A 25,137-nucleotide genomic window follows, 5' to 3' on the forward strand; every position below is an offset into this window, starting at 1 on the left:
TCTCACTGTTTCGCCGCGTTCAGCGCAGACGCACGTACCTGCTCGCGGCCATAGTGCGCGATCAGGCTCAGCACATCTTCGATGTCGGCGATGGTCGTGGTGGGATTTAACAGGGTGAATTTCAGGTACTGACGCCCATCGACTTTGGTTCCGGCAATCACTGCGTTGCCGGAGCGGAAGAGCGCTTTACGGATAGCGGCGTTGATTTCGTCGATCTGTGCGTCGCTGGCGTTTTTGCCGGGCACGTAGCGGAAAATCTGGGTGGTCAGCTCAGGCGCGTGCAGCACTTCGATAGCAGGATGCGCAGTTAACCGCTCATGAGCCGCCTGTGTCAGCTCTATCAGCGTATCGAAAGCGTCACCCAGCGCCGCCGGACCCATCACGCGCAGGGTCAGCCACATTTTCAACGCATCAAATCGGCGGGTGGTCTGAATGCTTTTGTTGACCAGGTTCGGTGTGCCTTCCTGCTGGGCACTGAGCGGATTCAGGTAATCTGCATGGTGCGTGACATGCTTCAGATTGTGGCTGTCCCGCACAAAGAACGCACCGCAGCTGACGGTCTGGAAGAAAGATTTGTGATAATCGACGGTGACGGAATCAGCCCGTTCAATGCCATTCAGGCGTGAGCGATGATTCTCAGAGACAAGCAGCCCACAGCCGTAAGCGGCGTCAACGTGCATCCATAAACCATAATCGTCACAGAGACGGGCAATCTCCGGTAGCGGATCGATGCTGCCAAAGTCCGTGGTGCCGCTGGTGGCAACCACAGCAATCGGGATCAGCCCTTCACTGCGACATTTCTCGATCTCCTTAGCCAGGCACGCTGCGTCCATACGGTAGTGGGCGTCGTGATCAACGGCGATAACTGCGTCATAGCCCAGCCCTAAAATCGCCATCGATTTCTGGATGCTGAAGTGGCTGAGTTTGGAGGTAAACACTCGCCATTTCGACGCGGTCTCAGGCAGGCCGCGATGTTTAATCAGATGCCCCGGATGATGTGCCGCGCACCAGCTATCACGCGCCAGCAGCATTGCCATCAGGTTGGACTGGGTGCCGCCGCTGGTGAAGATCCCATCAGATCCGGCAGGCAGGCCGATGCGGCCAAGCGTCCAGTCGATCACCTTCTGCTCAATCAGCGTACCGCCTGCGCTCTGATCCCAGGTGTCGACCGAGCTATTCACTGCCGCCATAATCTGCTCAGCCATCAGAGAGGGCAGCACGACCGGGCAGTTCAGGTGCGCCAGATATTTAGGGTGGTGAAACCAGACGGCGTCACGCAGATAGAGCTGACTCAGCTCTGTCAGGGCGTCATCGTTGTTACCCAGCGGACGATCGAGATCGACCTCACTGAATTCCGCCGCCAGTTCATGGGGCAGGATACCGCTGAAAGGCTTCTCAACGCCGGTAACGGTACGGGTCATCAGCGCCAGTACCTCCTGAGTCTGCTGCGACCAGGCCGCCAGTTGCTGATCGTTAAAAATAGCCGTTTCGGCACCGCTGGCATTGGATGCTGGCGCGAGATCCTGTGCCGCCTGAGTGGATGAGCGTAAAAGCATGTTCAGTTCCTGTGCGTTAATACCAGTGACCCTGCCGACGTAAGGTCAGCAGCGTTGGATGTCCGCTCAACAACTCCAGTAAACATAAAACTAACTAACCAGATAAAAACCCTGACCATTAAATGGATTAGTGTTTTCACCTTAAAAAGAATAAATACCGCATATTATTTGTGGATTTGGCAGCGTTAAACGCTTTGTTATATGCGGATGAGAGTGTAAATGTTAATCATTATCATTCAAATGTTTTGTTGTTAAATTTTATTTATTAGTATGTCTAATGTTGAAAATGTGATGTTGATCACTTTTCTGGATCGGAATAATCCTTTTTTTACTAGGTTTAGCGCCAGCAATTCATTCAGAACTCATCTGCGTGTGTTCCATGTTGGAAACATTAGCTTTGTGGGTTAGAATGTTTCCAACATGGAAAGTTTGAGAGAAAAATGCATATCATCTCAAGAGGGCCGTTCAGGGAAGCGGCAATAATTTATCCAAATCATGCCTCCGCACTGGATGCGGCTTATCTGGTCCTAAGGGACGAAAACTTTGCCACGCCAGATGCGCTGAAAATTCGCTTTCAGAGCCTTGACCGCATGAAGTACCGGGAAAAGTGGTGGGTAATCGATGTGGGCGGAAACAGCCTGAGAATCATGTTTTATGCTGACTTTGATCGCGGCAAAATTTTTATCAAACACATCGTGACGCATGCGGAATATGACAAGCTGGTGAAGAAGTACCGGGAGAGTAAAGAATGATTACCGAAGCAATCCAGGCGACCAATGACCTGGTCAGAATTGTTCCCTTTCTGGGAGGCAGTACCGATAAAAGGGACTACGAGCAGGCGCTGGAACTGGTTGAATATCTGGTTGAGCACCAGCCGGACAGCCCGTTAGTAGAGATACTGTCTGATAAAGTCGCCCGATACGAAAACAGCGCCCCTGAGTTCGCTGCGTTTAACGCGCGTACTGATGCTATTCCGCGCGGAGTAGCACTTTTGCGAGTCATCATGGATCAGCACGGCCTGACTCAATCCTCTTTTGCGGATGAAATAGGGCAGCGCTCTTATGTCAGTCGTATCCTGCGTGGTGATCGTCCTTTGACGGATAAACATAAAGCCCGACTGGCAGCGCGTTTTAACCTGCCGTTTGAAGCATTCGCTGAATAACTTAGCCTGAACTTATATGAGTGCGGTTTTTTTTCTGGAAACTGAATGATGAAGGTATTCCGCAAACAACCAGAAAGCGCTCATTGCCCTTTCTGGTTGCCATTAAGCGTTACTATTACCCTGCATTCGTTTCTACAGGCACCTTCTTTTTAGCCGTAAAGTTATAAATCACTAACAAGCCAAAAATGCCGGTGATAATCATAGTAATGGTTCCCTTATCCATAAAGTGAGCCATATTACCCAGCAGGATGCCGGTGACGCCGAAGTCGGTATCCGAGAAGGTGGTGTTGGTCAGCCCTATCTGTCCGAGTACCGGCAGCAGGGCGACAGGCAGGAAGGTAATTAACAGGCCATGAGCAAAGGCACCGCAAATCGCACCACGCTTGCCGCCGGTCGCATTACCAAACACGCCAGCCGTAGCGCCACAGAAGAAGTGAGGAACCACACCCGGCAGAATCAATACCCAATGCAGCTGACCGAGAACAAACAGCCCCACCAGGCCACCGACAAAGCTGGAGATAAAGCCAACCAGCACCGCATTCGGGGCGTAGGGGAAAACAATCGGGCAATCCAGCGCCGGTCTGGCTTCCGGAACCAGTTTTTCTGAAAAGCCGGTAAAGGCAGGGACAATTTCAGCCAGGATTAAGCGCACACCCTGCAGAATGATAAAGACACCCGCCGCAAAGGTAATAGCCTGGATAAAGGAGTAAACCAGGTAGTTCTGACCATTGCTGAAATTAGCCTCTACATAGTCTTTACCGGCAGACACCGACAGGATTAAGTAGATAATCATCATCGTCAGAGATATCGAGATGGTACTGTCACGCAAAAAACTGAGGTTTTTTGGCATGTTCATCTCTTCGGTGGATTTAGATCCTTTGCCTACCAAAGAGCCGATCCAGCCTGATAAGACATAGCCAATTGTCCCGGTATGCGCCAGCGCGACATGGTCGCCACCAATGATCTTACGCATATAGGGCTGGGCGATCGCCGGGAAGGTGGCCATCAGAATGCCCAACAGCAGTGACCCGGTGTAAATAAGATGAATACCTTCAAAACCAGCAACCGATAAAATAATCGCGATCATACAGGCCATATAAAACGTCACATGCCCTGAGAGGTAGATATATTTCAGTCGGGTGAAGCGGGCGACAACGATGTTGGCGACCATGCCGAAGGCCATGATCATCGTGGTAGGCGCACCATATTTTGCCAGAGCGATAGAGACCATCGCTTCGTTATTAGGAATGATGCCCTGAACATCAAACGCATGTTTGAAAATGTCGCCCAGTGGCGTCAGTGAACCGACCAGAACGGTTGCGCCGCCTGCCAGTACCAGGAAGCCCAGAATAGTTTTTACCGTGCCCTTGATAACATCAGGAAACGGCTTCTTCTGCGCAATCAGTCCGAAAAATGCCACCAGTCCGACTAATATAGAGGGCACTTTCAGCACGTCGACGACGAACTGCAAAAGATTTTGAGTAAACATATTAACCTCGAGGGTAAGGTGTTTATCTAATTATTAGCGTCACTTTTTCTCAAAATACTCACGTATTTTCTGCTCCACTTCTTTCAGGTCAATGATGTTATTAATGATGATGACCTTCTGTTCAGGAAGGTTTGCGCTATAAGCAATGTCTTTGGCCATAACAAAAACATCTGCCACATCGGGGGTGACAGAGCCGAGATCCGAATGTTCCACTTCAGCTTCAACACCGATCGTTTTAAGCACTTTCTTGATGTTCATTTCCATCATGAAGCTGCTGCCTAAACCTGAACCACACACCGCCATAATTTTCATATCAAACCTCATTAACTAATGATTAAAAGTCGCGTTTCAACGGGCAGACTAAACGCCTGATAAAATCGTCATGAGCGCTTCTTTGCTGCTCGCATTGAATATCTGCGCCATGATCTCTTCATCGGACAGCACTTCCGCCAGCTGGGAGATCATTTCGATATGGCTATTACTGTCCGGTGCGGCAAACATGAAAATAGCCTTTACCGGATCGTTTTCTTCGGAGTCAAATTTCACTGCTGTACCCAGCAGCACAATCGACAACCCCAGTTTGTGTGCGCCTTGTTCCGGGCGTGCGTGGGGCATGGCAATCTGGGGCGCGATGACAAAAAAGGGGCCGATCTCCTCTTTTTGCTGAATAATCGCATCAATATAATCCTGCGATATTGCGCCCTCACTGAGCAGAGGACGTCCCGCAATAACTAACGCTTCCTGCCAGTCAGTCACGCTTTCGACGTACTGGATTTTCTCGTTATTTAACCACTTAGCCAGGTGTGACATCGTCTTACTCCTCCTGTTTAAATGCGCAATAAAATTTAACTAAACGCATAAACCGTGTGGCGTTTGCCTGCTCCCGGTTACGCATAACCCATCTCATATAAAATTTTCTCAACCGGAACAGGGCCTGTTATGCATTCCGATTTTTCATAAATTCCTGAGTATGTACAGTCAGTTTCCCTCAAAACCCCCGTTATCACTTTTTTAGATAAACTTTCTGTCAGCAGAGCGAGACAAAAATCGAATGTAGTAAAAGGAGGTAACATCCTTAAAAGTCATGATTTTCATGTAGTTATTAAAAAAATATTTTCTCATTGTTCAGATGGGGTTATATTTCACAACGGTCATCACATCTGTACATGTTAAAGGTGTCTAGTCATCCTGATGATGTCCTTCGACGTGTACGGACACAACATGTAAAGTTAAAATATTGCTTATCAGGCTTAACATCAGTGCCAATTTGATAAGTTGATCACATATTCAGCTAGCGGAAGTGGTACTTATCCGGCAATGTCAGGCAGAACTGTACTGACACGGATTAGAGGGAGTCTGTCCTTCACTCAAACGGGAAGAAAGCCAATGGTTGATGGCATTACTGAAAAACAAAAAGAGGTTGTTGATTACATCCTCAATAAAATTAAGGATGATGGCCTTCGACCCGGAGAGAAACTGGATACCGAAATATCAATTGCCAAAAGTATCGGCATTACTCGCGCAACGGTGCGTGAAGCCACACGCATTCTGGTGGAGCAGCAGAGAATTTACCGGGTTAAAGGGTCGGGTATTTTTGTCGGTTCCACGGAGATGAGTAGCCAGGCGAACCGATATCATGTGCTTTCACCTTTTGATTATCAGGCGCAAAGAAATGGTCATAAAGGTGTAAGAAAAATCATATCGGTCAGCATAATCAAGGTTCCTTCTGCTGATATCGCTCAGGCGCTGCGTATTAAAAACAGCGATCAGATCTATAAAATTTTACGCCTGATGTGTTTCGATGACATCCCGGTAGCTCTGGAACATATTCACCTGCCGGTTAATATGTTTAGCAGCATGGAGTTCAGCAAGCTGGAACTATCAAAATATGCCTACATTGAAGAAGTTACCGGTAAGAAAGTGCAGCTAAGGGACCAGCATTTAACGGCCGTCAATCTTACGGATACACAGTCGCTTACTCTGCTTAATTTAGCAGAAGGGGATGCTGTCATTCAGCTTAATGAAACTGTTTATCTCGACGACGGCGTTCCATGTGAAGTGAATGTGGCGCTTATCAACACCCGATTTTTCCCGTTGAAACAAAATTCGCAACGGCCTTAGAAAAATAATCTTGTTTCTGGGCTCAATGCTTTGCTGTGCGCAGATATGACCCTATCAGACAGATTGATGCCCGGTTTACACCTCTCATTACAGTAGAGGGTCTTGATTCCGGATAATGTATAAGGTCCTGTAAATCATCTGGCAGTTGCAATGAGTTATCTCTGACTCAATTACATTCTTCATATGCTTATTTATCTATCTGGCGACCCGTGCTTCAACATCCTGTGAAGAATGTATTTCAATGCCATGAATTCAGGCTGTCTGAATTTCTGCAGTCGCGGCTAACAACAGCTGTCATCTCTCCATACGTAAGACGATTTTCTGCAAACCTTTGCCAGTTCGCCGATTTTACTCACCTGAATATCAGGCAACAAATAGCGTTATACGCAAAATATCTGCCTGATTCCCTGTTTCAGAGCCCGTTTTCCCTCTTTCACTTCTCACTGTTCTCCATTATGACGAAATCAATAATGCATAAAACAATATGATGTTTTACCAATGATCGACTGCGCAGCACACTGGTCTGCAACCGGAATAAACAAGGACCAGGTGAATGGCATATCGATTAAGTCTGTTAGATAAAGCGCCCGTGCTGCAGGGTGAATCACCCACCGCGGCGCTGCAGCGCACGCTGCAGATGGCGCAGCGGGCAGAGGAGTGGGGTTATCACCGCTTCTGGCTGGCGGAACATCACAACACCGCGCAGCTGGCCAGTCCTTCACCTGAGGTATTGATTGCCTGGATCATTGCCCAGACACGACATATTCGCGTCGGATCGGGCGGCGTGATGTTGCAGCACTACAGCCCTTATAAAGTGGCAGAGAATTTTAACCTGCTCGCTTCGCTGGCACCGGGCCGTATTGACCTCGGCGTGGGCAAAGCGCCGGGCGGACTTCCACTCTCCACCCATGCGCTGCAACAGGGTGTTGATGCCGCTAAAAAAGGGAGCTTTGCCGAACAGCTTCAGCTGCTGGATAGCTGGCTGAAGCCCGGTCAGGCTGATCCTGACGATGAGGGTTTAGCCGCCACGCCACTGCCGTCACGTCCGGCGAACCGTTTTCTGCTGGGTGCCAGTGAAGAGAGCGCCCGCCTGGCCGCCAGTCTGGGCTGGCAGTTTGTCTTTGCCGCTCACCTTAATGGCGACCGCCAGTTGCTGGAGCATGCGCTGAGTACCTACTCCCGCCTGAGCCAGGGTCAGCGCGCCCTGGTGGCCGTGCAGGTGGTGGTAGCCGACTCACCCGCCGGGGCTGACCTGCTGGTAGCCAATCTTCGTCACTATCATGTAGCGGTGAAAGATGGCCCGAGCGTCAACGTTGCCAGTCTGGAACAGGCGGAGCGCTATGTGCGTCAGGGTGGATACCGCGATTATCAGATTGAGCCGCGCACGCCGTCACTTCTGAAAGGCACGGCGGCGCAGGTTCATGCCCAGCTGGACGCGCTGCATCATAATTTTGACATTGATGAGTTTGTTATCGACACGCCGATTACCGAGCCGGTTGCACGTCTGCAGTCACTTGAACTGCTGGCCACGCATCATCTGGTCGCAGCCTGAACCCCCGTCAGTGGAGAGTCATCATGAACCCTGAGTCACAACTGATTGAATGGCGACGCGAACTGCACACCTGGCCGGAGCTGTCGGGTCAGGAATTTGCCACCACCGCGCGACTGCGGGGCTGGTTGCAGGCGGCGGGCATCCGGCTGCTGGACTATCCACTGGAAACCGGCCTGGTGGCAGAAATTGGCAGCGGAGAGACGGTGATCGCGCTGCGCGCCGACATCGATGCGCTGCCGATCCATGAGGCGAGCGGGGTGCGTTTTCACTCCCGCCATCCTGGCGTGATGCACGCCTGCGGCCATGACCTGCACAGCGCGGTGATGCTGGGTGCGGCGTTACAGCTCAACGCACAAGCCGATCGGTTAGCTGGCCGGGTGCGCATCCTGTTCCAGCCCGCTGAAGAGATAGCGCGCGGGGCGCGTCAGTTCATTGAGGCAGGCGTACTGGATAAGGTGCAGGCTATCTTCGGGATGCACAACGAGCCTTCGCTGCCCGTCGGCACCTTTGCCACCCGCAGCGGGGCGTTCTATGCGAATGCTGACAAATTTATTATCCGCGTCACCGGCAAAGGCGCACATGCCGCGTATCCGGAGCAGGGTGTCGACAGCATTGTGACGGCCAGCCAGATTATCCAGGCGTTACAGGGACTCACCAGCCGCAGTTTCAGTGCCCTGGACAGTCTGGTACTGAGCATTACCCGCATCGACGGCGGCAAAAGCTGGAATGTATTACCCGGCGGCGTTGAGTTTGGCGGCACGGCCCGAACCCACGATTTACAGGTGCGCGCCGAACTGGAACAGCGGGTGCGCACGCTGGTTGAGCACTTCGCCGACGCCAATTGCGCGCAGGCAACCCTGAGCTGGCATCCTGGCCCGCCAGTGCTGATCAACGATGCGCACTGGGCGACCTTCAGCAGCGAAGTGGCGCAGCAGGCAGGCTATCGGGTGCAGACCGCCGATCTCCATCTGCTGGGTGAGGATTTTGCCTTCTATCTGCAACAGGTGCCGGGGGCGTTTGTCAGCATCGGCAGCGCCAGTGACTTTGGTCTGCACCATGCCAGCTTTACCCCGGATGAGGCGCTGATTGCGCCCGCCGCCGACTACTTCGCCCGACTGGCCCGCCAGGCGCTGCAACATCTTAACGCGCGATGTCGGGAAGCCATTCTGAACTGAATTCATCTGCAACCCGCTAAAGCACGACGGTTCTGACCACCGTCGTCGGGCATCGCTACGACTAAAAAAGAGAGAGCATCATGACCACAAGACAACTTCGGCTGGGTACCATTCTGCATGGCGCATCGGGAAACATGTCTGCCTGGCGCCATCCGGCGGCGCAGGCCGATGCCAGTATTAATCTGGATTACGCCAAAAAAATCGCCCGCAAGGCGGAGCAGGGCAAACTCGATTTTCTGTTTGTCGCCGATGGGTTGTTTATTAACGAAAAGTCGATCCCGCACTTTCTGAATCGCTTTGAGCCGCTGACGCTGCTCTCGGCGCTGGCGGGCGTCACTGAACATCTGGGGCTGGTTGGCACGGTATCGACCTCTTACAGCGAGCCCTTCACCGTGGCGCGTCAGTTTGCCAGCCTTGATCATCTCAGCGGCGGGCGTGCAGGCTGGAACGTGGTGACGTCACCGCTGGAAGGCTCGGCCAAAAACTTCTCACGCCAGCAGCACCCGGAGCACGCATTGCGTTACCGCATTGCCGATGAGTATCTGCAGGTGGTGAAAGGATTGTGGGATTCGTGGGAGCAGGATGCTTTTGTGCGTGATAAGGCGAGCGGACAATTTTTCGATCCGGCGAAGCTGCACACGCTCGATCATCACGGTGATTTCTTCCAGGTACAGGGGCCGCTGAACATCGCCCGCACGCCGCAGGGTCGTCCGATTATCTTCCAGGCGGGCGCGTCCGACGACGGTAAAAAACTGGCGGCGCGTCATGCTGACGCCATCTTCACCCATCAGCCGACGCGTGAAGAGGCGCAGGCATTTTACCAGGATGTGAAACAGCAACTGGTGGCGAATGGCCGTCAGCCAGACGATTTGCACATCTTCCAGGGTGTCAGTGTGATTGTTGGCGATGATGCAGAGGACGTGGAGCGCCAGTATCAGACCACGGCGGCGCTGGTGTCGATTACCGATGCGCTTAACTACCTCGGGCGTTTCTTCGACCATCACGACTTCTCACAGTATCCGCTGGATCAGCCGTTCCCGGATATCGGTGACATCGGTCAGAACAGCTTCCGCAGCACCACCGACGAGATCAAACGCAAAGCTCAACAGCATGGGCATACCCTGCGTCAGGCCGCGCTGGAAGCGGCAACACCACGCCCGCTGTTTCACGGCACGCCGGAAGAGGTGGCGGATGGCCTGCAGCTCTGGTTTGAAACCCAGGCTACTGACGGCTTCATCATTAATGGCGGCACGCCCGATACCTTTGAACGTTTTGTCGACCGCGTGGTGCCGATTTTGCAGGCTCGCGGCCTGACGCGCCGCGACTATCCGGGCAGCACGCTTCGTGACAGCTTCGCCCTGAAACAACCCGTTAATCAGTTCACCTCACAATAAGAGCACAAGCCATGAAAAAAACATCGCGTCTTATCGCCCTGCTTATTCTGGCGGCCAGTAGCCATGCGCTGGCTGAAGATACCAGCGTCTCCTATAACGGCCAGCGCGTCAGCCTTGAAGCTAACAAAGCGCCGATCAATACCGTGAAGAATCCGGAGGCGATCGCGCAACTGCCTGCGGGTCACCATTTTGTGGTGCCGGGTTCTTTTACCGTGGCAGTCGCAGCGCTGAACTCCCCGCCGTTGACGGTGTTTTCCGATGACAATAAAACCCTGCTTGGCAGCGAAGTGGATATTGCCCGGCTGGTGGCTGACAGCCTGGGATTAAAACTCAACGTGGTGCCAGCTTCATGGGAAGACTGGCCGCTGGGCGTGGCCTCGGGCAAATATGACGCGGCGATCTCCAACATTACCGTGACCAAAGATCGTAAAGAGAAGTTCGACTTCGCCACCTACCGCAAAGATTCACTGGGTTTTTATGTCAAAACCAGCAGCCCGATAAAGTCACTGACCAAAGCAGAAGATATTGCCGGGCTGAGGATCATTGTGGGATCCGGCACCAATCAGGAGGCGATTCTGCTGGCGTGGGATAAAGAGAATCAGGCAAAGGGACTGAAAGCTTTTACGCCGGTTTATACCAAAGATGATGCCGCACAGACGCTGGCGCTGCAGGCTGGCCGGGCTGATGCCTACTTTGGTCCCAATGTGATTGGTGCCTGGAAAGCGGCACTGACCGGTAAAACCCGTCTGGTCGGCAGCGTCGATGGCGGCTGGCCCAAAGCGGCGCACATTGCCGTTACCGTGAAGAAAGGCAGCGGCCTGGCGGAACCGATCAGCACCGCGCTGAACGGCGTGATCGGCAACGGTGACTATCAGAAGGTGCTGAACCGCTGGGGTGAAGGTGTTGAGAAGATCGATCGTTCTGAAATCAATCCCGCCGGGCTGGGCGACTAAGGAGCTGACCATGAGTGAATCCACTTTTCGCGAAGTTTCACCCGACGCGCCGGAGTTGCAACCGATCCTGGGCGGCCTGTTTGGCGAATATTCCGCACGCTATGGCGACTATTTTTCCCGTCGTAACGAGCTGGAACAGGAGCTGACCGAATGGTATCTGCCGCCGCAGGGGCTGTTTATCGTGCTGGAGCGTGACGGCGAGATCATCGCGATGGGCGCTTATAAACCCTATGACCCGCAGACCGCCGAGCTGAAGCGCATCTGGACCCGCAGCGATCTGCGGCGTCAGGGGCTGGCGCTGGTGGTGTTACAGGAGCTGGAGCGTCGCGCCTTACAGGCGGGCTATCAGCGGCTGTTTCTCACCACCGGCTTCCGTCAGCCCGAGGCGGTGCGGCTCTATACCGGTCACGGCTATCAGCCACAGTTCGATCTCAGCGGGGATCTGGAGCGTTATGGCCAGCCGCCGCACGACGGACGACTGCGTTTTATCAAAGTGATCGGCGTCTATAACGTCGCCGCGGCGAGTTAAGAGGTGACCATGAGCAAACATCAACATCTGCAGGTGGTGCCGGCACGCTACCCGGCACGCACCGCAGGGGCTATCGTTGCGCTGTTTATTCTGGCAGGCGTGGTGCAGTCAGTGGCCTTTAATCCGCGCTGGGAATGGAGCGTGTTTGCCCACTGGTTCTTTGACCCGGTGATCCTGCACGGTCTGGGCCAGACGCTGCTGCTGACGCTGCTGGGTACGATATTCAGTCTGTTTCTGGGTGGTCTGCTGGCGCTGGCACGTCTCTCCTCATCGTGGCTGCTGAGCACGCTGGCATGGGGTTATATCTGGCTATTCAGGTCACTGCCGCTGATTGTGGTGCTGATCATTCTTTATAACTTCTCCTATCTCTACGACACCCTGTCTGTCGGCATTCCGTTTACCGGCCTCTCCTGGGGGGCGTATCAGACGATTAACGTGCTGGGGCAGTTTCAGGCAGCCGTTATCGGTCTGACGCTGGTGCAGGCAGCCTACAGCGCGGAAATTATTCGCGGCGGGATCCTTGGCGTCGATCACGGTCAGGTGGAAGCCGCGTCCGCGCTGGGTCTCTCTGCCACACGCCGCACCTTCCGCATCATTCTGCCGCAGGCGCTGCGCGCCATTATTCCCACCGCGTTCAACGAGATCATCAGTCTGGCGAAAGGCACGTCGGTTGTTTATGTGCTGGCGATGCCGGAGCTGTTCTACACCATCCAGATGATCTACAACCGCAATCAGGAAGTGATCCCGCTGCTGATGGTCGGTGCCGCCTGGTATCTGATTATCACCACCGTGTTGTCCGTGATTCAGTACAACGCCGAACGCTGGATGGCCCGCAGCGTCACCCGTGAACCGCAACCGTCGCGCTGGCGACAATGGCGCAACCGCGTTACGCCACTTCATCCGACCGAGGAGATCAGCCATGTCCGAAGCCATTGATTACCGCACCTCACACACTACCGGTGCCATCAGCATCACCGGCGTCAGTAAACGATTTGGTAAACATAAAGCGCTGGATGATGTATCGCTGTCACTGGCACCGGGGTCCGTCACGGTGATCCTCGGGCCGTCCGGCTCCGGTAAATCCACGCTGCTGCGCACCATCAATCATCTGGAACGGGTCGACGAAGGATTTATTCAGATTGATGGCGACTACATCGGCTATCAGCAGCGCGGCAATAAGCTGTATGAACTGAAAGAGAAGGCGATTCTGCGCCAGCGCATCAATGTCGGCTACGTGTTCCAGAACTTCAATCTGTTCCCACACCTCAGCGTGCTGGATAACCTGATTGAAGCGCCGATTGCCCATCGTCAGTTAACGAAACCGGAAGCGATACAGCGTGCAGGCGAACTGCTGGATATTGTGGGCCTGCGGCATAAAGCCGATGCGTGGCCGCGTCACCTGTCGGGCGGGCAGCAACAGCGCATCGCGATTGCGCGTGCGCTGATGCTCAATCCACGGGTCATGTTGTTCGATGAGCCAACCTCGGCGCTGGATCCTGAACTGGTGGGCGAAGTGCTGGATGTAATTAAAAAGCTGGCGCGTTCCGGCACTACGCTGGTGATTGTGACGCATGAGATCGGCTTTGCCCGGGAAGTGGCGGATAACGTGGTCTTTATGGTGGATGGCCGGATTGTGGAGCAGGGCAGCACCACCCAGGTGCTCAATAATCCGCGTCATGAGCGCACCCGCCGTTTTCTGGCGCGCGTGTTATGAGGGCATTAACGTTAACGGTTCTGACGCTGCTTCCGGCGCTGGCCTGTTCTGCGGCTGAGAAGCTCGATGTCCTGCAAAACGAGACGCCGATTCATGCCCCGGCCAATCCGCAGGCTATTGCTCAAATTCCGGACAATTACCGCTTTATTGAACCGGGCACCCTGACGGTCGCTACCTCGGCGACCAACTCGCCGCCGCTGTCGCTGCTGGCGTCTGATAACGTCACGCGGATCGGCAGCGATCCCGATATCGCCCGACTCCTTGCTGATAGCCTGGGGCTGAAACTCAGGCTGGTTCCGGCTTCCTGGGAGGACTGGCCGCTGGGCATCAGCGCCGGACGCTATGATGTTGCGATGTTCAATATTGCCGTGACCGAAGAGCGCAAGAAGAAGTTCGATTTTGCGACGTATCGCGCCGACAACCACGCTTTTGCGGTGAAAAGCGACAGTCATATCAGCAAGATTAATAGTCCGGCGGATATTGCCGGTAAGCGGATTATCGTCGCCTCGGGCACCAATCAGGAGCGTATTTTACTGAGCTGGGATGAGCAGAACCGGGCTAAAGGTTTGCCTGCGGTAACGCCGATTTACCTGACTGATGATGCCTCCGCGACGCTGACGCTACTGTCGGGACGGGCAGATGCGATGTTTGGCCCTCACTCGATGGCGGCCTGGAAAGTGGCGTCACGCGGACAGACAAAGCTGGTTGGCAGCGGACCGTTTCGCGCCTGGGTAGCCGTGACCACCAAAAAGGGCAATGGCCTGGCACCCGCGCTGCAGGCTGCGCTGGATGGCACCATCGCAGGCGGGCAGTATCAGCAGGTGCTGGCACGCTGGGGCGAACAGGATGAGGCCATCACTCAGTCCACGGTGAATCCACCCGGCATTGTTTACTGAGTCTGCAGAACCGGCTCGCCTGCTGCGGCCTGTTCTGCGCACTTCAACCTGATGAGCACAGAATTGAACTACACTCTCCAGCGTTAGTGATTTATCCTGCCCGCCTGTTTCCGTAAAATCCTCACTGCGTGGCGGAGTAATTGACCTGGAAGCCCCATGAAAATCAGATTCCTTTCTGCCAATGAGCAAAAGCTGGCGGAGGTGCGCAAAATACTCGAACCTGTCGGGGTCGAAGTTCTGCCCATCGCCCGTCGCATCGAAGAAATTCAGACTGAAAACGAACTCGACCTGGTACGCGACAAACTGACCAAAGCCTTTTCGCTGATTGGGCGACCGCTATTTGTAGAGCATACCGGCCTCTATCTGGATGGCCTCAATGGCCTGCCCGCCGGTCTGACCCGCATCTTCTGGAACCGCCTGGACGCTGAGCGCTTTACCGCGCTGGTGCAGGGGCTCGACAGCCAGGCCGTGACGGCCAAAACGGTACTGGGCTACTGCGATGGTCGCAAAATGTACCAGTTTTCGGGTGAACTGCGCGGCACCATCGCCGCGAAACCTGCCGGAACGCGTGGCTTTCAGTGGGACTGCGTCTTTATTCCTGAAGGCTATGAGCAGACGTTTGCTGAAATGGGCGAACTCAAGAATGAGATCTCGATGCGGCGCATCGCGCTGGATCGCTTCGCCACCTTTTTAAAAACCTCGCGGGGCATGGCATGAAACCTGAACTCAAACGCGCCTATGATTCCGGCAAACTGATTCTGTTTGCCGGTGCCGGTATTTCGCGCAATTTTGGCCTGCCCGAGTGGCATGAACTGATTGCGCATCTTGCTAATGAGCTGGGTTACGATCCAAAAATCTTCAATACCTATGGCACGCACCTGTCGCTGGCGGAGTATTACAAACAGAAAAAAGGTTCGCTTGGCCCGCTGCGCAGCTGGATGGATCGCGAATGGCATCGTCCCGATATTGATGTCCGCTCTTCTGAAATTCATACCATGATTACCCAGGGTAACTTCTCGCGTATCTACACCACCAATTACGATCGCTGGCTGGAAGCGGCGCATGAAGCGCACGGCGTACCCTATTATAAAGTGGCCAACGCCGCGGACCTGGTCTCTCTCACCGAAGATAAGCGTCACATCATCAAGCTGCACGGTGATTTTGATGATGACACCTCAATCGTGCTCGATGAGAGCAGCTATTTTGAACGCCTCTATTTTGATTCGCCGCTCGACATCAAACTGACTCACGATGTGATGGGCAACTCAGTGCTGTTTGTCGGCTATAGCATCAGTGATTTCAATATTCGCCTGCTGTTTTACCGTCTGACCAAGATGTGGGGCCGCACCGGGCTGGCAACCGCCCGGCCAAAATCGTACCTGTTCACTAACCGGAACAACCCGGTGGCCAAAGAGGTGCTGGGGCAGTGGGGGATCGAGGTGATCGTCTCGGAAGAGGACGATCCCCGTAAGGCATTGGCGATGTTTCTTGAAGAGCTGCTGGTGTAGCCGCCGGCCCTCGCGGCGGAGAATGTGTCAGGAAAAATGAAAAAAGCCTGTGCCAGGTTAAGGTTAGCCCGTGCACAACCGATAAACTCTATTCTCTGCTGGCAAAGCAGGATCGGCATGATATACTGTATGTATACACAGTACCTGAGGGCGAAAAGATGGCTGTTGAAACAAAATTTGTAGTAGTCAGAAAGGGTGAAGAGAAGATGACGTTTGCCAATAAGAAAGAGGCCGATGCCTACGACAAAATGCTCGATATGGCCGAAGCCTTCACCGACTGGCTGTTACAGCATCAACCTGCACTGGATGAATCTCAGGCAGAAACGCTGGGCCTGCTGATTGCAGAGCAGAAAGATGCGGTTCAGCATATTCTGCGCACCAGCAAACTGCCGGAAGCGGCAGCAGCACCCGTCTCTCAGCCAGAAGCTGTCTCAGACGATAGCGCGGATGAGCCGCAGGAAGAGCCTGCTGCAAAGAAAGTGCGCGCCGTTAAAGCCGCGTAATCTCAACAGCGCCGGAAGCGAACCTTCCGGCGTTGCTGTTTCTGAATAGCGGTTTGATCTGCTCTCTTGCTAACTTCTTTACAGATAGTCTTCCTTCCACTCTTTTACCCTGCATAACGGGCTCTGACGCTCAACAGAACGATTTCACACATTAAGGGCTTTTCGTCCGATAAATCAAAACATTGTGATCAGTGACAAAAGCGTTCAAAGCGGTGTGTTTTTAATCGCTAAATGGCAGTTAATGAACGCTGCAGTCCATTAGTCGATTTTTCAGACGACCTTCCTCGCATGACTATCTTCCTCCCATAACGTGAGTTTTCATTCCACTGAGCGTCATACCCCTTTTGCTGCCCGGAACCGCACCCCCGGCTTTAATACTGGTCTCGTCCGGCGGGTATCGCCACACGCAGGATGCCTGGGTGACTGAACTCAACACGGTAGTCACTTTTTAAGTTAATAAGAGGATTTCGATCGCTGTCACGCTTTTTGCCCTGACAGATTGAGGTCACGACTAAAACTGATAGAGTTCCCGAACTGGATTGTTACTGCTTAGGCAGGCAAAACCTGACTTCTGGCCTCTGTCGGATGTCAGGTTTTTTTGTTTCTGGGGTTCCGATGAAAATCGCCAAAATTCTTAATAACAACGTGGTGATGGTTCAGGATGAGCAGGGACGCGAACAGGTCGTGATGGGGCGTGGACTGGCTTTCCAGAAGCGCATCGGTGACAGTCTCAACGCTGCGCACATTGAGAAGGTATTTGCGCTGCAAAGTGATCTGCTGGTACGTCGTCTGGAGGAGTTGTTACACCAGATCCCTCCTGAAGTGATGACCACCTGCGACCGCATTATTGATCTGGCAACACAACGTCTGGGGACATTGCAGGAGAGCTTGTATATCACGTTGACCGACCACTGCTACTTTGCCATTGAAAGGCAGAAAAAAGGTCTGGCAATTAAAAATGTGTTGCTATGGGATATCAAACGCCTCTACCCCAAAGAGTTCGAACTGGGTCAGGAGGCCAGGGCTATCATTTCACGTCGTCTGAATGTCGAACTGGCGGAGGATGAAGCCGGCTTTATCGCGCTACATCTGGTGACGGCGCAGCTCAATAATGAAATGCCGGAAGTGATGCATGTCACCCGGGTTATGCAGGAGATTCTGCAACTGGTGAAGTATCAACTGCAGCTGGAGTACATCGAATCGTCGCTGAGTTACCAGCGTTTTGTCACTCATCTGAAGTTTTTTGCTCAGCGGATGCTGACGCGTACCGTGGTGAACGATGACGATGTATCGCTGCATACAGCAGTAAAAGATAACTATCCCAAAGCCTGGAAATGTGCGGTGAAAATCGCGCAGCATCTGCAACAAAGCTATCAGCGTGAGCTGACCGCGGAAGAGATTATGTTTCTCGCCATTAACATCGAACGGGTGAGAAAAGAGGGGCAATAAGCTCCATAAACCGGATTGTTACTGCTTAACGCAGGCAAAACCTGAGCGCGAACTCTGAAAGGAGGACGTTCTCAGGTTTTTTTCATTTTTGGCTCAGTTGACTGATGTCCGAAGGCATCGGTTGTAAGGAAATCGAGATGGAATATCACACGCTGGCGCAGGATATCCTCAGCCATATTGGTGGCCGGGAGAACATCGTAAGTCTGGTTCATTGTGCCACCCGGTTACGCTTCAAACTGAAAGATAACCATAAAGCCGACGCTGAAGGACTGAAGAAAAATCCGGGCGTTATTATGGTCGTTGAAAGCGGCGGGCAGTTTCAGGTGGTGATTGGCAACCACGTTCATGATGTCTGGCAGGCTGTGCGTAGTGAAGCGGGGCTGGCTGATGAGCTTTCTGCAGCAACAGAAGGGGAAAAGACCGGGGGTAATGTTTTCAATCATCTGATCGACATTGTGTCAGGCATTTTTACCCCGTTTATCGGCATTCTCGCCGCCTCCGGGATCCTAAAAGGTTTACTGGCGCTGGCCGTGGTCTGTGGCTGGCTCTCTGTTGAAAGTGGAACGTATAAAATCTGGTTTGCAGCCAGTGATGCCCTGTTTTTCTTCTTTCCTCTGGTGCTGGGCTACACCGCCGGGAAGAAATTTGGCGGCAATCCCTTTATTACCATGGTGATTGGTGGGGCGCTGACCCACCCGACGATGATTGCAGCTTTTAATGCCAGCCAGCAGTCAGGTGAAATGACGGACGCGTTTCTCGGCATCCCTGTAACCTGGTTTAATTACAGTGCGTCGGTTATCCCGATTATTCTCGCTGCCTGGGTAAGTTGCTGGCTGGAAAAACAGAGCAGCTGGCGACTTCCCGCCTCCATGAAAAACTTCTTTGCGCCACTGATCTGTCTGAGCGTCACCGTGCCGCTGACCTTCCTGGTGATTGGCCCACTGGCCACGGGCTTAAGTCAGATACTGGCGAACGGTTACCAGTGGATTTATGCGCTGGCACCCTGGCTGGCTGGTGCCGCCCTGGGCGCGTTGTGGCAGGTCTGTGTGATTTTTGGTTTGCACTGGGGACTGGTGCCACTGATGATCAACAATCTTGCCGTACTGGGGCATGACTCAATGCTGCCCATGCTGTTGCCTGCTGTCATGGGCCAGGTTGGCGCGGCGCTGGGGGTGTTTCTGCGCAGTCGGGATGCACGACAGAAGATGCTGGCGGGTTCATCCGTGACCGCAGGGATCTTTGGTATCACTGAACCGGCTGTCTATGGCGTTAATCTGCCGCTGCGCCGTCCCTTTATCTTTGGCTGCGTGGCGGGCGCTATTGGCGGTGCCATTGTCGGCCTCAGCAGCACCCACGTTTATTCATTTGGTTTTGCCAACATCTTTACCATCGCACAGATGATCCCACCTGGCGGTGTGGATTCCACGTTATGGGGCGGTATTGCCGGGACGCTACTCGCGCTGATAGTGGGTTGCGGCATGACGCTGGTAGCGGGTATGCCCCGAAACACGGCGCCAGACGCAGCGCTCCCGATTACCCCTGGCGAAGATGACATTCTGTCACCGATGACGGGCACCGTACTGGCGCTCGATCAGATTCCCGATCCAACCTTCGCCAGTGGCCTGCTGGGACAGGGTGTGGCCATCATCCCTTCCGACAGCAAAGTGATTGCGCCTTTTGCGGGTGAGGTGGCCTCCCTGTTTCAGACCCGACACGCAATAGGACTCCTGAGTCACAGCGGGATTGAGCTGTTGATCCATGTGGGTATCGATACCGTCAGGCTCGACGGCAAACCTTTCACGGCACATGTACAAGTGGGCGACGTGTTCAGGGCCGGCGATCTGCTGCTGGAGTTCGATCGTCAGGCCATTCTTGATGCCGGATATGACCTGGCAACACCGATCATTATCACTAACAGCGATGAGTATCCTGAGGTGATGACTGTGGCAGGGACCGCGGTCACTGCAGGTACGCCTTTACTCAGCGTCACTCGTCAATAAAAGGAGAACAGGATGAAAACTTTCCCGGATTCATTTTTATGGGGCGGTGCTGTTGCCGCTAATCAGGTTGAAGGCGCATGGCGGGAAGAGGGCAAAGGCCTCTCAACCTCCGACGTTCAGCCACAGGGAATTTTTGGCCCGGTATCGGAGCGCGTTGAGGGCAGCCAAAGCCTCAAAGACATCGCGATCGACTTTTACCACCGCTATCCGGACGATATCAGGCTGTTTGCAGAGATGGGGTTCAGCTGTCTGCGGGTTTCCATCGCATGGACGCGCATCTTCCCGAACGGAGACGAGCAACAACCTAACGAGGCCGGTCTGGCCTTTTATGACCGGTTATTTGATGAGCTGGCCGCACATCTCATTACTCCACTTGTTACGTTGTCACATTATGAGATGCCCTGGCACCTGGTGAAGCAGTATGGTGGCTGGGGTAACCGCCAGGTGATTGGCTTCTTTGAGCATTATGCCCGTACGGTGTTTGCCCGCTACCGGCAGAAAGTCAGACTCTGGCTGACCTTTAACGAAATTAACATGTCGCTTCACGCGCCGATGACCGGTGTGGGTCTGCCGGAAACCAGCAGCAAAGCTGAGGTGTATCAGGCAATTCATCATCAACTGGTCGCCAGTGCGCTGGCGGTGAAAGCCTGCCGCGAGATTAACCCGGACGCCAGCATTGGCAATATGCTGCTGGGAGGGCTGGTCTATCCACTCAGTTGTAAGCCTGATGATGTGCTGGAAGCGCTGCAGGAGAACCGGAAATGGCAATTTTTTGGCGATGTTCAGTGCCGTGGTGTTTATCCGGGCTATATGTTGCGGTTCTTTCGTGAGAATAATATTCAGCTGGATATCACGGATGCCGATCGTCAGATACTCCATTCGACCGTCGATTTTATCTCGTTCAGCTATTACATGTCCGGCTGCGTTACCGCCGATGAAGCACTGAATCAGCAGATGCGGGGTAACATTCTGAGCATGGTGCCAAATCCTCACCTGCAGAGTTCTGAATGGGGCTGGCAGATTGACCCGGTGGGCTTGCGGACCTTACTGAATCTGCTGTGGGATCGTTATCAGAAGCCGCTGTTTATTGTTGAGAACGGACTGGGCGCCAAAGACATACCGGATGCAACGGGCGTCGTGCAGGATGACTATCGCATCAGCTACCTTAACGATCATCTGGTTCAGGTGCGTGAGGCCATTGACGATGGCGTGGAGGTCATGGGTTATACCAGCTGGGGACCTATCGATCTTGTCAGCGCATCAAAAGCCGAATTGTCTAAGCGTTACGGTTTTATTTATGTTGACCGCGATGATACTGGTGAAGGTTCGCTGGCCCGCAGCCGGAAGAAAAGCTTTTACTGGTATAAAGAGGTCATTGCGACCAACGGGGCTTCACTTAAAGAGTAATTCCCGCACTCAGGAGTACATCACAACGATCGCGATGTACTCCCGGTTAGCAGTTAAAACAGCCTGGCTCAGGGCGTCTCGCGGGAGTTAACCTGATAGCGGGTACTCCTGCCTCCGCCTTCGAGCCGGTAAAGGCAGCCTTTTTCAACCAGATCGGCCAGATGACGGGTCGCGGTGGCTTTACTCACTTTGGCGACCTTCTGGTACTGACTGGCGCTGATCCCCAGTTCGAAACCCTGCTCGCCGCCATCCAGCAGCCGGTTCAGCACTTTCACCTGTTCCGGACTCAATCCCATTCCCTGATGCCGCAGCCAGAAACGCGCTTTCATCTGAGTGCGATCGATGACGTTCATCGCCTGTTGCAGACTCTCATCCAGGATATCAAGAAACCACACCAGCCAGTGGGTTATATCCAGGCCGCCTTTCTGCGTCTGCTCAAGGATGCGGTAATAACCGGCACGCTGCGTCAGAATGGCGGGTGACATGGCATACAGCCGGATGCTCTGACTGTCGGCCTGCGCCAGCGCCAGATCGGTTAACGCACGCGTGATACGACCATTACCATCATCAAAAGGGTGCAGGGTGACAAACCAGAGGTGGCAGATGGCTGCGCGCAGCAACGGGTCCAGCATCACATCATGCTGACTGCTGTTGAACCACTCAATAAACTGCGCCAGCTGCGGTTCCAGTCCCTGTCGCGGCGGCGCTTCAAAATGCACCGTGGGACGATCGATGCGACCTGAGATGACCTGCATCGGCTCACTGCCGCGCAGTGTGCCGACGCTCAGGCGCTGCACCGTCCACTCATCGGCCGGGAAAAGCCAGCGATGCCACTGACAGAGACGCTCAGGCGTCAGCGGCTGGCTGCGGTTGTTGATGGCATCGAGCATCATGGCGGCCAGGCCTTCTGAACGATCGGAGACCGGATAGGGCTGCTCTTCCGTCACGCCTAACCGACGCGCCAGCGATGAGCGGACCGATTGCACGTTGACCCGCTCCTCTTCAATCGCGGAAGAGGAGAGGATATTGCTGAGCAGGGTATCCAGCGTCTGGGTTTCACTGTCTGAATGCAGGCTGGCACGGCCCAGCAGCAATCCGCGCTGCTGCTGCAGATGGCGCAGGCGCGGTAACAGCACGGCGTCCTGCCACTGAAAACGGGGCCAGTCCGGCTGTTGCCAGATCCAGGTAACGCTCATAATCGGCTCACGCTAAGGGTGGATGAGCCGAATAAAGAAGGTTATTCGGCTCACATAATGAGTCGATAATAGCGAATATTTGGCTCACAGGCCAACCCGGCTGAAGTGAGGGCAAAAAAAAGGACCCGAAGGTCCTGTTTGCTTAGCGGGAGAACTGCATAAAGGTGTCTGAATAGTAGTGAACGATCCAGGCGACATATGCCAGCCAGACAACCATCCCAACAGCTAATCCTGATTTACCGATCATTGTTCTATCTCCACTGCGATAAGGGGGCTACAGCAACTGTTGACATAAACTGACAGTAATGGCGGGCACCAGTATTGTTGCAGATCAAAAAAAGGCCGTTCATTCGCAGCGCGATAATCCCTTTGCGATCAACTTCCCGTAATCACGCGCTGTGAGACCCCCATCACGGCGGGGAAATGGCCATTAAAGTTCAAAAAAACGCCGCCGATAGATGATCTCAGGAGCACCATAACTACAAGGAGGTATTGAGCCAGGTAAATTTCAGGGGAAGCACTATGGTCAGTCAGTTAACACATAAGAAAAGAATGAGTACCCGTGCCCAGATGCTGATCATGGGTGGTTTAACGATAGTGCTGGGATTTACCGTGACGATTGGGGTTCTCAGCTGGCAATCCGGTAAAGAGCAGAAGGCGCTGGCCGAACAATATCTGCAGCAGATTGCGCAGAGCCGTGCCTTACAGGTACAGCAGGAATTGAGCCATGCACGTGATGTCGCGAGTCACCTTGGACAAAGTCTGATTGCCTTGCCCCACGCTGGTATTACCGATCGCAAAGCGGCCGATAAGGTGATGGAGTATGCGCTGCGTGCTAACCCTGACTATCTGTCGATGTCAGTGATATTTGAACAGAATGCGTTTGATGGTCGTGATGCCGAGTTCGCTTCACAGCCGGGTCAAGCACCGCAGGGCCGTTATGCCTTTTTTGTCGATCGTGACGCGGCAGGAAAATACGCGATGCATCCGCTGCTCTCCTATCTGACACCGGGTCAGGGCGATTACTATCTGATCCCGCAAAAAACACAAAAAGATACGCTCACAGAACCCTATAGCTATGCCTATAACGGCGTGCCAACATTGCTCACCTCCGTCGCCGCCGCGATTATCGATCAGGGCACACTAAAGGCGATCGTTACCTCTGACATTTCACTGGCATCACTGCAACAGAAAGTGAATCAGATCAAACCCTGGCAGGGAAGCGGCTATGCGCTGCTGCTTTCTCACGGCGGGAATGTGGTCTCTTCGCCGGTGAAAGATGAAGCCGGGAAGCCCTGGAAAGGCGAAAAAGAGGGTTTTACGTCAAAAGTCGTCCAGCGATTTGATGCCGTGCTGGGTGAAGACGCTTTGGTCACCTGGCAGCCGGTGATGATAGGTAACAGCGACAAACCCTGGTATCTGGGCGTGGTTGCACCGGTCAGTCAGGTGATGGCCGCCTCAAACCGGCAGCTGATGTGGGCGGTGATCCTGATGGTCGTGAGCGTTCTGCTGGTCGGGACGGTGCTGGGCATGCTGTTCAGCCGTAAAGTGTTGCGTCCGATTGGTGGCGAGCCGGCTGAAGCGGCGCATATTGCGCTGGCCGTCGCCGATGGCAAACTGGATAACGCGATTGTGGTGAAAAACGGCGATCGCAGCAGCCTCTTTTTCGCCCTGGATACCATGCAAAGCCAGCTCCGGCAGATTGTCGGGCAGATTAAAGATTCCAGTGAATCAGTACGCCAGGGGGCGGGTGAAATTGCCAGCGGAAACCTCAATCTGGCGTCACGCACCGAACAACAGGCCGCCGCGCTGGAGCAGACCGCAGCCAGCATGGAGCAGATCAGCGCCACGATTCGCCTGAATGCCGATAACGCGCAGCAGGCGACCAGCCTGACTGAAAACGCTACCCACATCGCCAGTCGTGGTGCCTCGCTGGTGGGTGAAGTGGTGCAGACCATGGCGCAGATCGATGACAGTTCGAAAAAGATCGGCGACATTACAACCATGATCAACAGCATTGCCTTCCAGACCAATATTCTGGCGCTGAACGCGGCTGTAGAAGCTGCACGTGCCGGTGAGCAGGGACGCGGTTTTGCGGTGGTGGCTTCTGAAGTGCGTAATCTGGCCCAGCGCAGCGCGAACGCGGTGAAAGAGATCGGCGCACTGATTGAAGAGTCGAGCGTGCGGGTCGAGAGCGGCGTCCGGCTGGTAAACGATGCCGGTAAAACCATGCAGGAGATGATGCAGGCGGTGAATTCGGTGCAGGGGATTATCGGTGAGATTGTTACAGCATCAAGCGAACAGGCGCGTGGCATCAGTCAGGTAACGATTGCCGTCAATGAAATGGATGGCGTCACCCAGCAGAATGCCGCGCTGGTGCAGCAGATGTCGGCTGCCGCCAGTTCGCTGGAGGATCAGGCGCAGCAGCTGTCACAGACGGTAGAGCAGTTTCATCTGGCGTAAGCAGGCGTATGTTTCCTGATCCAGACTCTGCTTCACAAAATAAAAAACTCGCCGCTGGCGCAATGCTGAT

At 53.9% G+C, this 25,137-nt stretch carries 23 protein-coding genes; 18 read left to right on the forward strand and 5 right to left on the reverse strand.

Features of this window, described 5'->3' with window-relative positions; translation table 11 throughout:
• Positions 1 to 2: 2 nt before the first annotated feature.
• Positions 3 to 1,556, reverse strand: coding sequence for an aspartate aminotransferase family protein (locus HFD94_RS09270; RefSeq protein WP_010247062.1), 1,554 nt, complete (start codon positions 1,554 to 1,556; stop codon positions 3 to 5).
• A 440-nt stretch (positions 1,557 to 1,996) separates the two neighbouring features.
• On the opposite strand from HFD94_RS09270, the gene HFD94_RS09275 reads away from it, so the two are divergent.
• Positions 1,997 to 2,308, forward strand: a complete 312-nt coding sequence (locus HFD94_RS09275; protein ID WP_010247063.1) for a type II toxin-antitoxin system HigB family toxin — start codon at positions 1,997 to 1,999, stop codon at positions 2,306 to 2,308.
• Entirely contained in the window at positions 2,305 to 2,718 is a 414-nt protein-coding gene (locus HFD94_RS09280) for a type II toxin-antitoxin system HigA family antitoxin (protein ID WP_010247064.1), read from the forward strand. The genes HFD94_RS09275 and HFD94_RS09280 overlap by 4 nt, the downstream gene beginning before the upstream one ends.
• A 115-nt stretch (positions 2,719 to 2,833) precedes the next feature.
• On the opposite strand, the gene HFD94_RS09285 is transcribed toward HFD94_RS09280, so the two are convergent.
• Genes HFD94_RS09285 through HFD94_RS09295 form a run of 3 tightly spaced genes read right to left on the reverse strand, consistent with a single transcriptional unit; the run spans position 2,834 to position 5,017 of the window.
• Positions 2,834 to 4,207 carry a PTS ascorbate transporter subunit IIC gene (locus HFD94_RS09285; RefSeq protein ID WP_010247065.1) on the reverse strand — a complete coding sequence of 458 codons (1,374 nt, stop codon included), beginning with the start codon at positions 4,205 to 4,207 and terminating at the stop codon, positions 2,834 to 2,836.
• Between the two features lie 39 nt (positions 4,208 to 4,246).
• Positions 4,247 to 4,519 (reverse strand): PTS sugar transporter subunit IIB, encoded by a 273-nt coding sequence (locus HFD94_RS09290; protein WP_010247066.1) that lies wholly within the window; start codon positions 4,517 to 4,519, stop codon positions 4,247 to 4,249.
• A 48-nt stretch (positions 4,520 to 4,567) separates the two neighbouring features.
• On the reverse strand, positions 4,568 to 5,017 hold the full coding sequence (locus HFD94_RS09295) for a PTS sugar transporter subunit IIA (protein WP_010247067.1): 450 nt from the start codon (positions 5,015 to 5,017) through the stop codon (positions 4,568 to 4,570).
• A 576-nt stretch (positions 5,018 to 5,593) separates the two neighbouring features.
• Between HFD94_RS09295 and HFD94_RS09300 the strand changes: the two genes are divergently transcribed.
• From HFD94_RS09300 to HFD94_RS09370, 15 genes are all read left to right on the forward strand, one after another.
• Complete coding sequence (locus HFD94_RS09300; RefSeq protein ID WP_010247068.1) at positions 5,594 to 6,328, forward strand: GntR family transcriptional regulator; 735 nt, start codon at positions 5,594 to 5,596, stop codon at positions 6,326 to 6,328.
• A 553-nt stretch (positions 6,329 to 6,881) separates the two neighbouring features.
• Complete coding sequence (locus HFD94_RS09305) at positions 6,882 to 7,880, forward strand: MsnO8 family LLM class oxidoreductase (RefSeq protein WP_033780263.1); 999 nt, start codon at positions 6,882 to 6,884, stop codon at positions 7,878 to 7,880.
• Between the two features lie 23 nt (positions 7,881 to 7,903).
• Positions 7,904 to 9,055 (forward strand): amidohydrolase, encoded by a 1,152-nt coding sequence (locus HFD94_RS09310; RefSeq protein WP_122889391.1) that lies wholly within the window; start codon positions 7,904 to 7,906, stop codon positions 9,053 to 9,055.
• 80 nt (positions 9,056 to 9,135) lie between these two features.
• Entirely contained in the window at positions 9,136 to 10,449 is a 1,314-nt protein-coding gene (locus HFD94_RS09315; protein ID WP_022624348.1) for an LLM class flavin-dependent oxidoreductase, read from the forward strand.
• A gap of 11 nt (positions 10,450 to 10,460) precedes the next feature.
• Positions 10,461 to 11,402 carry an ABC transporter substrate-binding protein gene (locus tag HFD94_RS09320; protein WP_167433057.1) on the forward strand — a complete coding sequence of 314 codons (942 nt, stop codon included), beginning with the start codon at positions 10,461 to 10,463 and terminating at the stop codon, positions 11,400 to 11,402.
• A gap of 10 nt (positions 11,403 to 11,412) precedes the next feature.
• Positions 11,413 to 11,931, forward strand: a complete 519-nt coding sequence (locus tag HFD94_RS09325) for a GNAT family N-acetyltransferase (protein ID WP_010247073.1) — start codon at positions 11,413 to 11,415, stop codon at positions 11,929 to 11,931.
• A gap of 9 nt (positions 11,932 to 11,940) precedes the next feature.
• Complete coding sequence (locus tag HFD94_RS09330) at positions 11,941 to 12,867, forward strand: amino acid ABC transporter permease (RefSeq protein WP_122889389.1); 927 nt, start codon at positions 11,941 to 11,943, stop codon at positions 12,865 to 12,867.
• The gene (locus HFD94_RS09335; RefSeq protein WP_010247075.1) at positions 12,851 to 13,645 is read left to right on the forward strand and encodes an amino acid ABC transporter ATP-binding protein; all 795 of its coding nucleotides are present in this window, start codon (positions 12,851 to 12,853) and stop codon (positions 13,643 to 13,645) included. The genes HFD94_RS09330 and HFD94_RS09335 overlap by 17 nt, the downstream gene beginning before the upstream one ends.
• Positions 13,642 to 14,541 carry an ABC transporter substrate-binding protein gene (locus HFD94_RS09340; RefSeq protein WP_010670374.1) on the forward strand — a complete coding sequence of 300 codons (900 nt, stop codon included), beginning with the start codon at positions 13,642 to 13,644 and terminating at the stop codon, positions 14,539 to 14,541. The genes HFD94_RS09335 and HFD94_RS09340 overlap by 4 nt, the downstream gene beginning before the upstream one ends.
• Before the next feature lie 156 nt (positions 14,542 to 14,697).
• Positions 14,698 to 15,258, forward strand: coding sequence for a non-canonical purine NTP pyrophosphatase (locus HFD94_RS09345; RefSeq protein WP_010247077.1), 561 nt, complete (start codon positions 14,698 to 14,700; stop codon positions 15,256 to 15,258).
• Positions 15,255 to 16,049, forward strand: coding sequence for an SIR2 family protein (locus HFD94_RS09350; RefSeq protein WP_010247078.1), 795 nt, complete (start codon positions 15,255 to 15,257; stop codon positions 16,047 to 16,049). The genes HFD94_RS09345 and HFD94_RS09350 overlap by 4 nt, the downstream gene beginning before the upstream one ends.
• A gap of 158 nt (positions 16,050 to 16,207) precedes the next feature.
• Positions 16,208 to 16,552, forward strand: coding sequence for a YebG family protein (locus tag HFD94_RS09355; protein ID WP_022624344.1), 345 nt, complete (start codon positions 16,208 to 16,210; stop codon positions 16,550 to 16,552).
• Between the two features lie 615 nt (positions 16,553 to 17,167).
• Entirely contained in the window at positions 17,168 to 18,001 is an 834-nt protein-coding gene (licT, locus tag HFD94_RS09360; protein ID WP_010670373.1) for a BglG family transcription antiterminator LicT, read from the forward strand.
• A 137-nt stretch (positions 18,002 to 18,138) separates the two neighbouring features.
• Positions 18,139 to 20,001, forward strand: a complete 1,863-nt coding sequence (gene bglF / locus HFD94_RS09365; RefSeq protein WP_122889388.1) for a PTS beta-glucoside transporter subunit IIABC — start codon at positions 18,139 to 18,141, stop codon at positions 19,999 to 20,001.
• Between the two features lie 12 nt (positions 20,002 to 20,013).
• Entirely contained in the window at positions 20,014 to 21,408 is a 1,395-nt protein-coding gene (locus tag HFD94_RS09370) for a glycoside hydrolase family 1 protein (RefSeq protein ID WP_167433058.1), read from the forward strand.
• A gap of 68 nt (positions 21,409 to 21,476) precedes the next feature.
• Here HFD94_RS09370 and HFD94_RS09375 read toward each other — a convergent pair whose 3' ends face one another.
• Complete coding sequence (locus HFD94_RS09375; RefSeq protein WP_167433059.1) at positions 21,477 to 22,604, reverse strand: Fic family protein; 1,128 nt, start codon at positions 22,602 to 22,604, stop codon at positions 21,477 to 21,479.
• A gap of 522 nt (positions 22,605 to 23,126) precedes the next feature.
• On the opposite strand from HFD94_RS09375, the gene HFD94_RS09380 reads away from it, so the two are divergent.
• Complete coding sequence (locus HFD94_RS09380) at positions 23,127 to 25,067, forward strand: methyl-accepting chemotaxis protein (protein ID WP_167433060.1); 1,941 nt, start codon at positions 23,127 to 23,129, stop codon at positions 25,065 to 25,067.
• The last annotated feature ends 70 nt before the right edge of the window (positions 25,068 to 25,137 follow it).

The sequence above is a fragment of the Pantoea sp. EKM20T genome, from assembly GCF_011800485.1.
Taxonomy (GTDB): Bacteria; Pseudomonadota; Gammaproteobacteria; order Enterobacterales; family Enterobacteriaceae; genus Pantoea; species Pantoea agglomerans.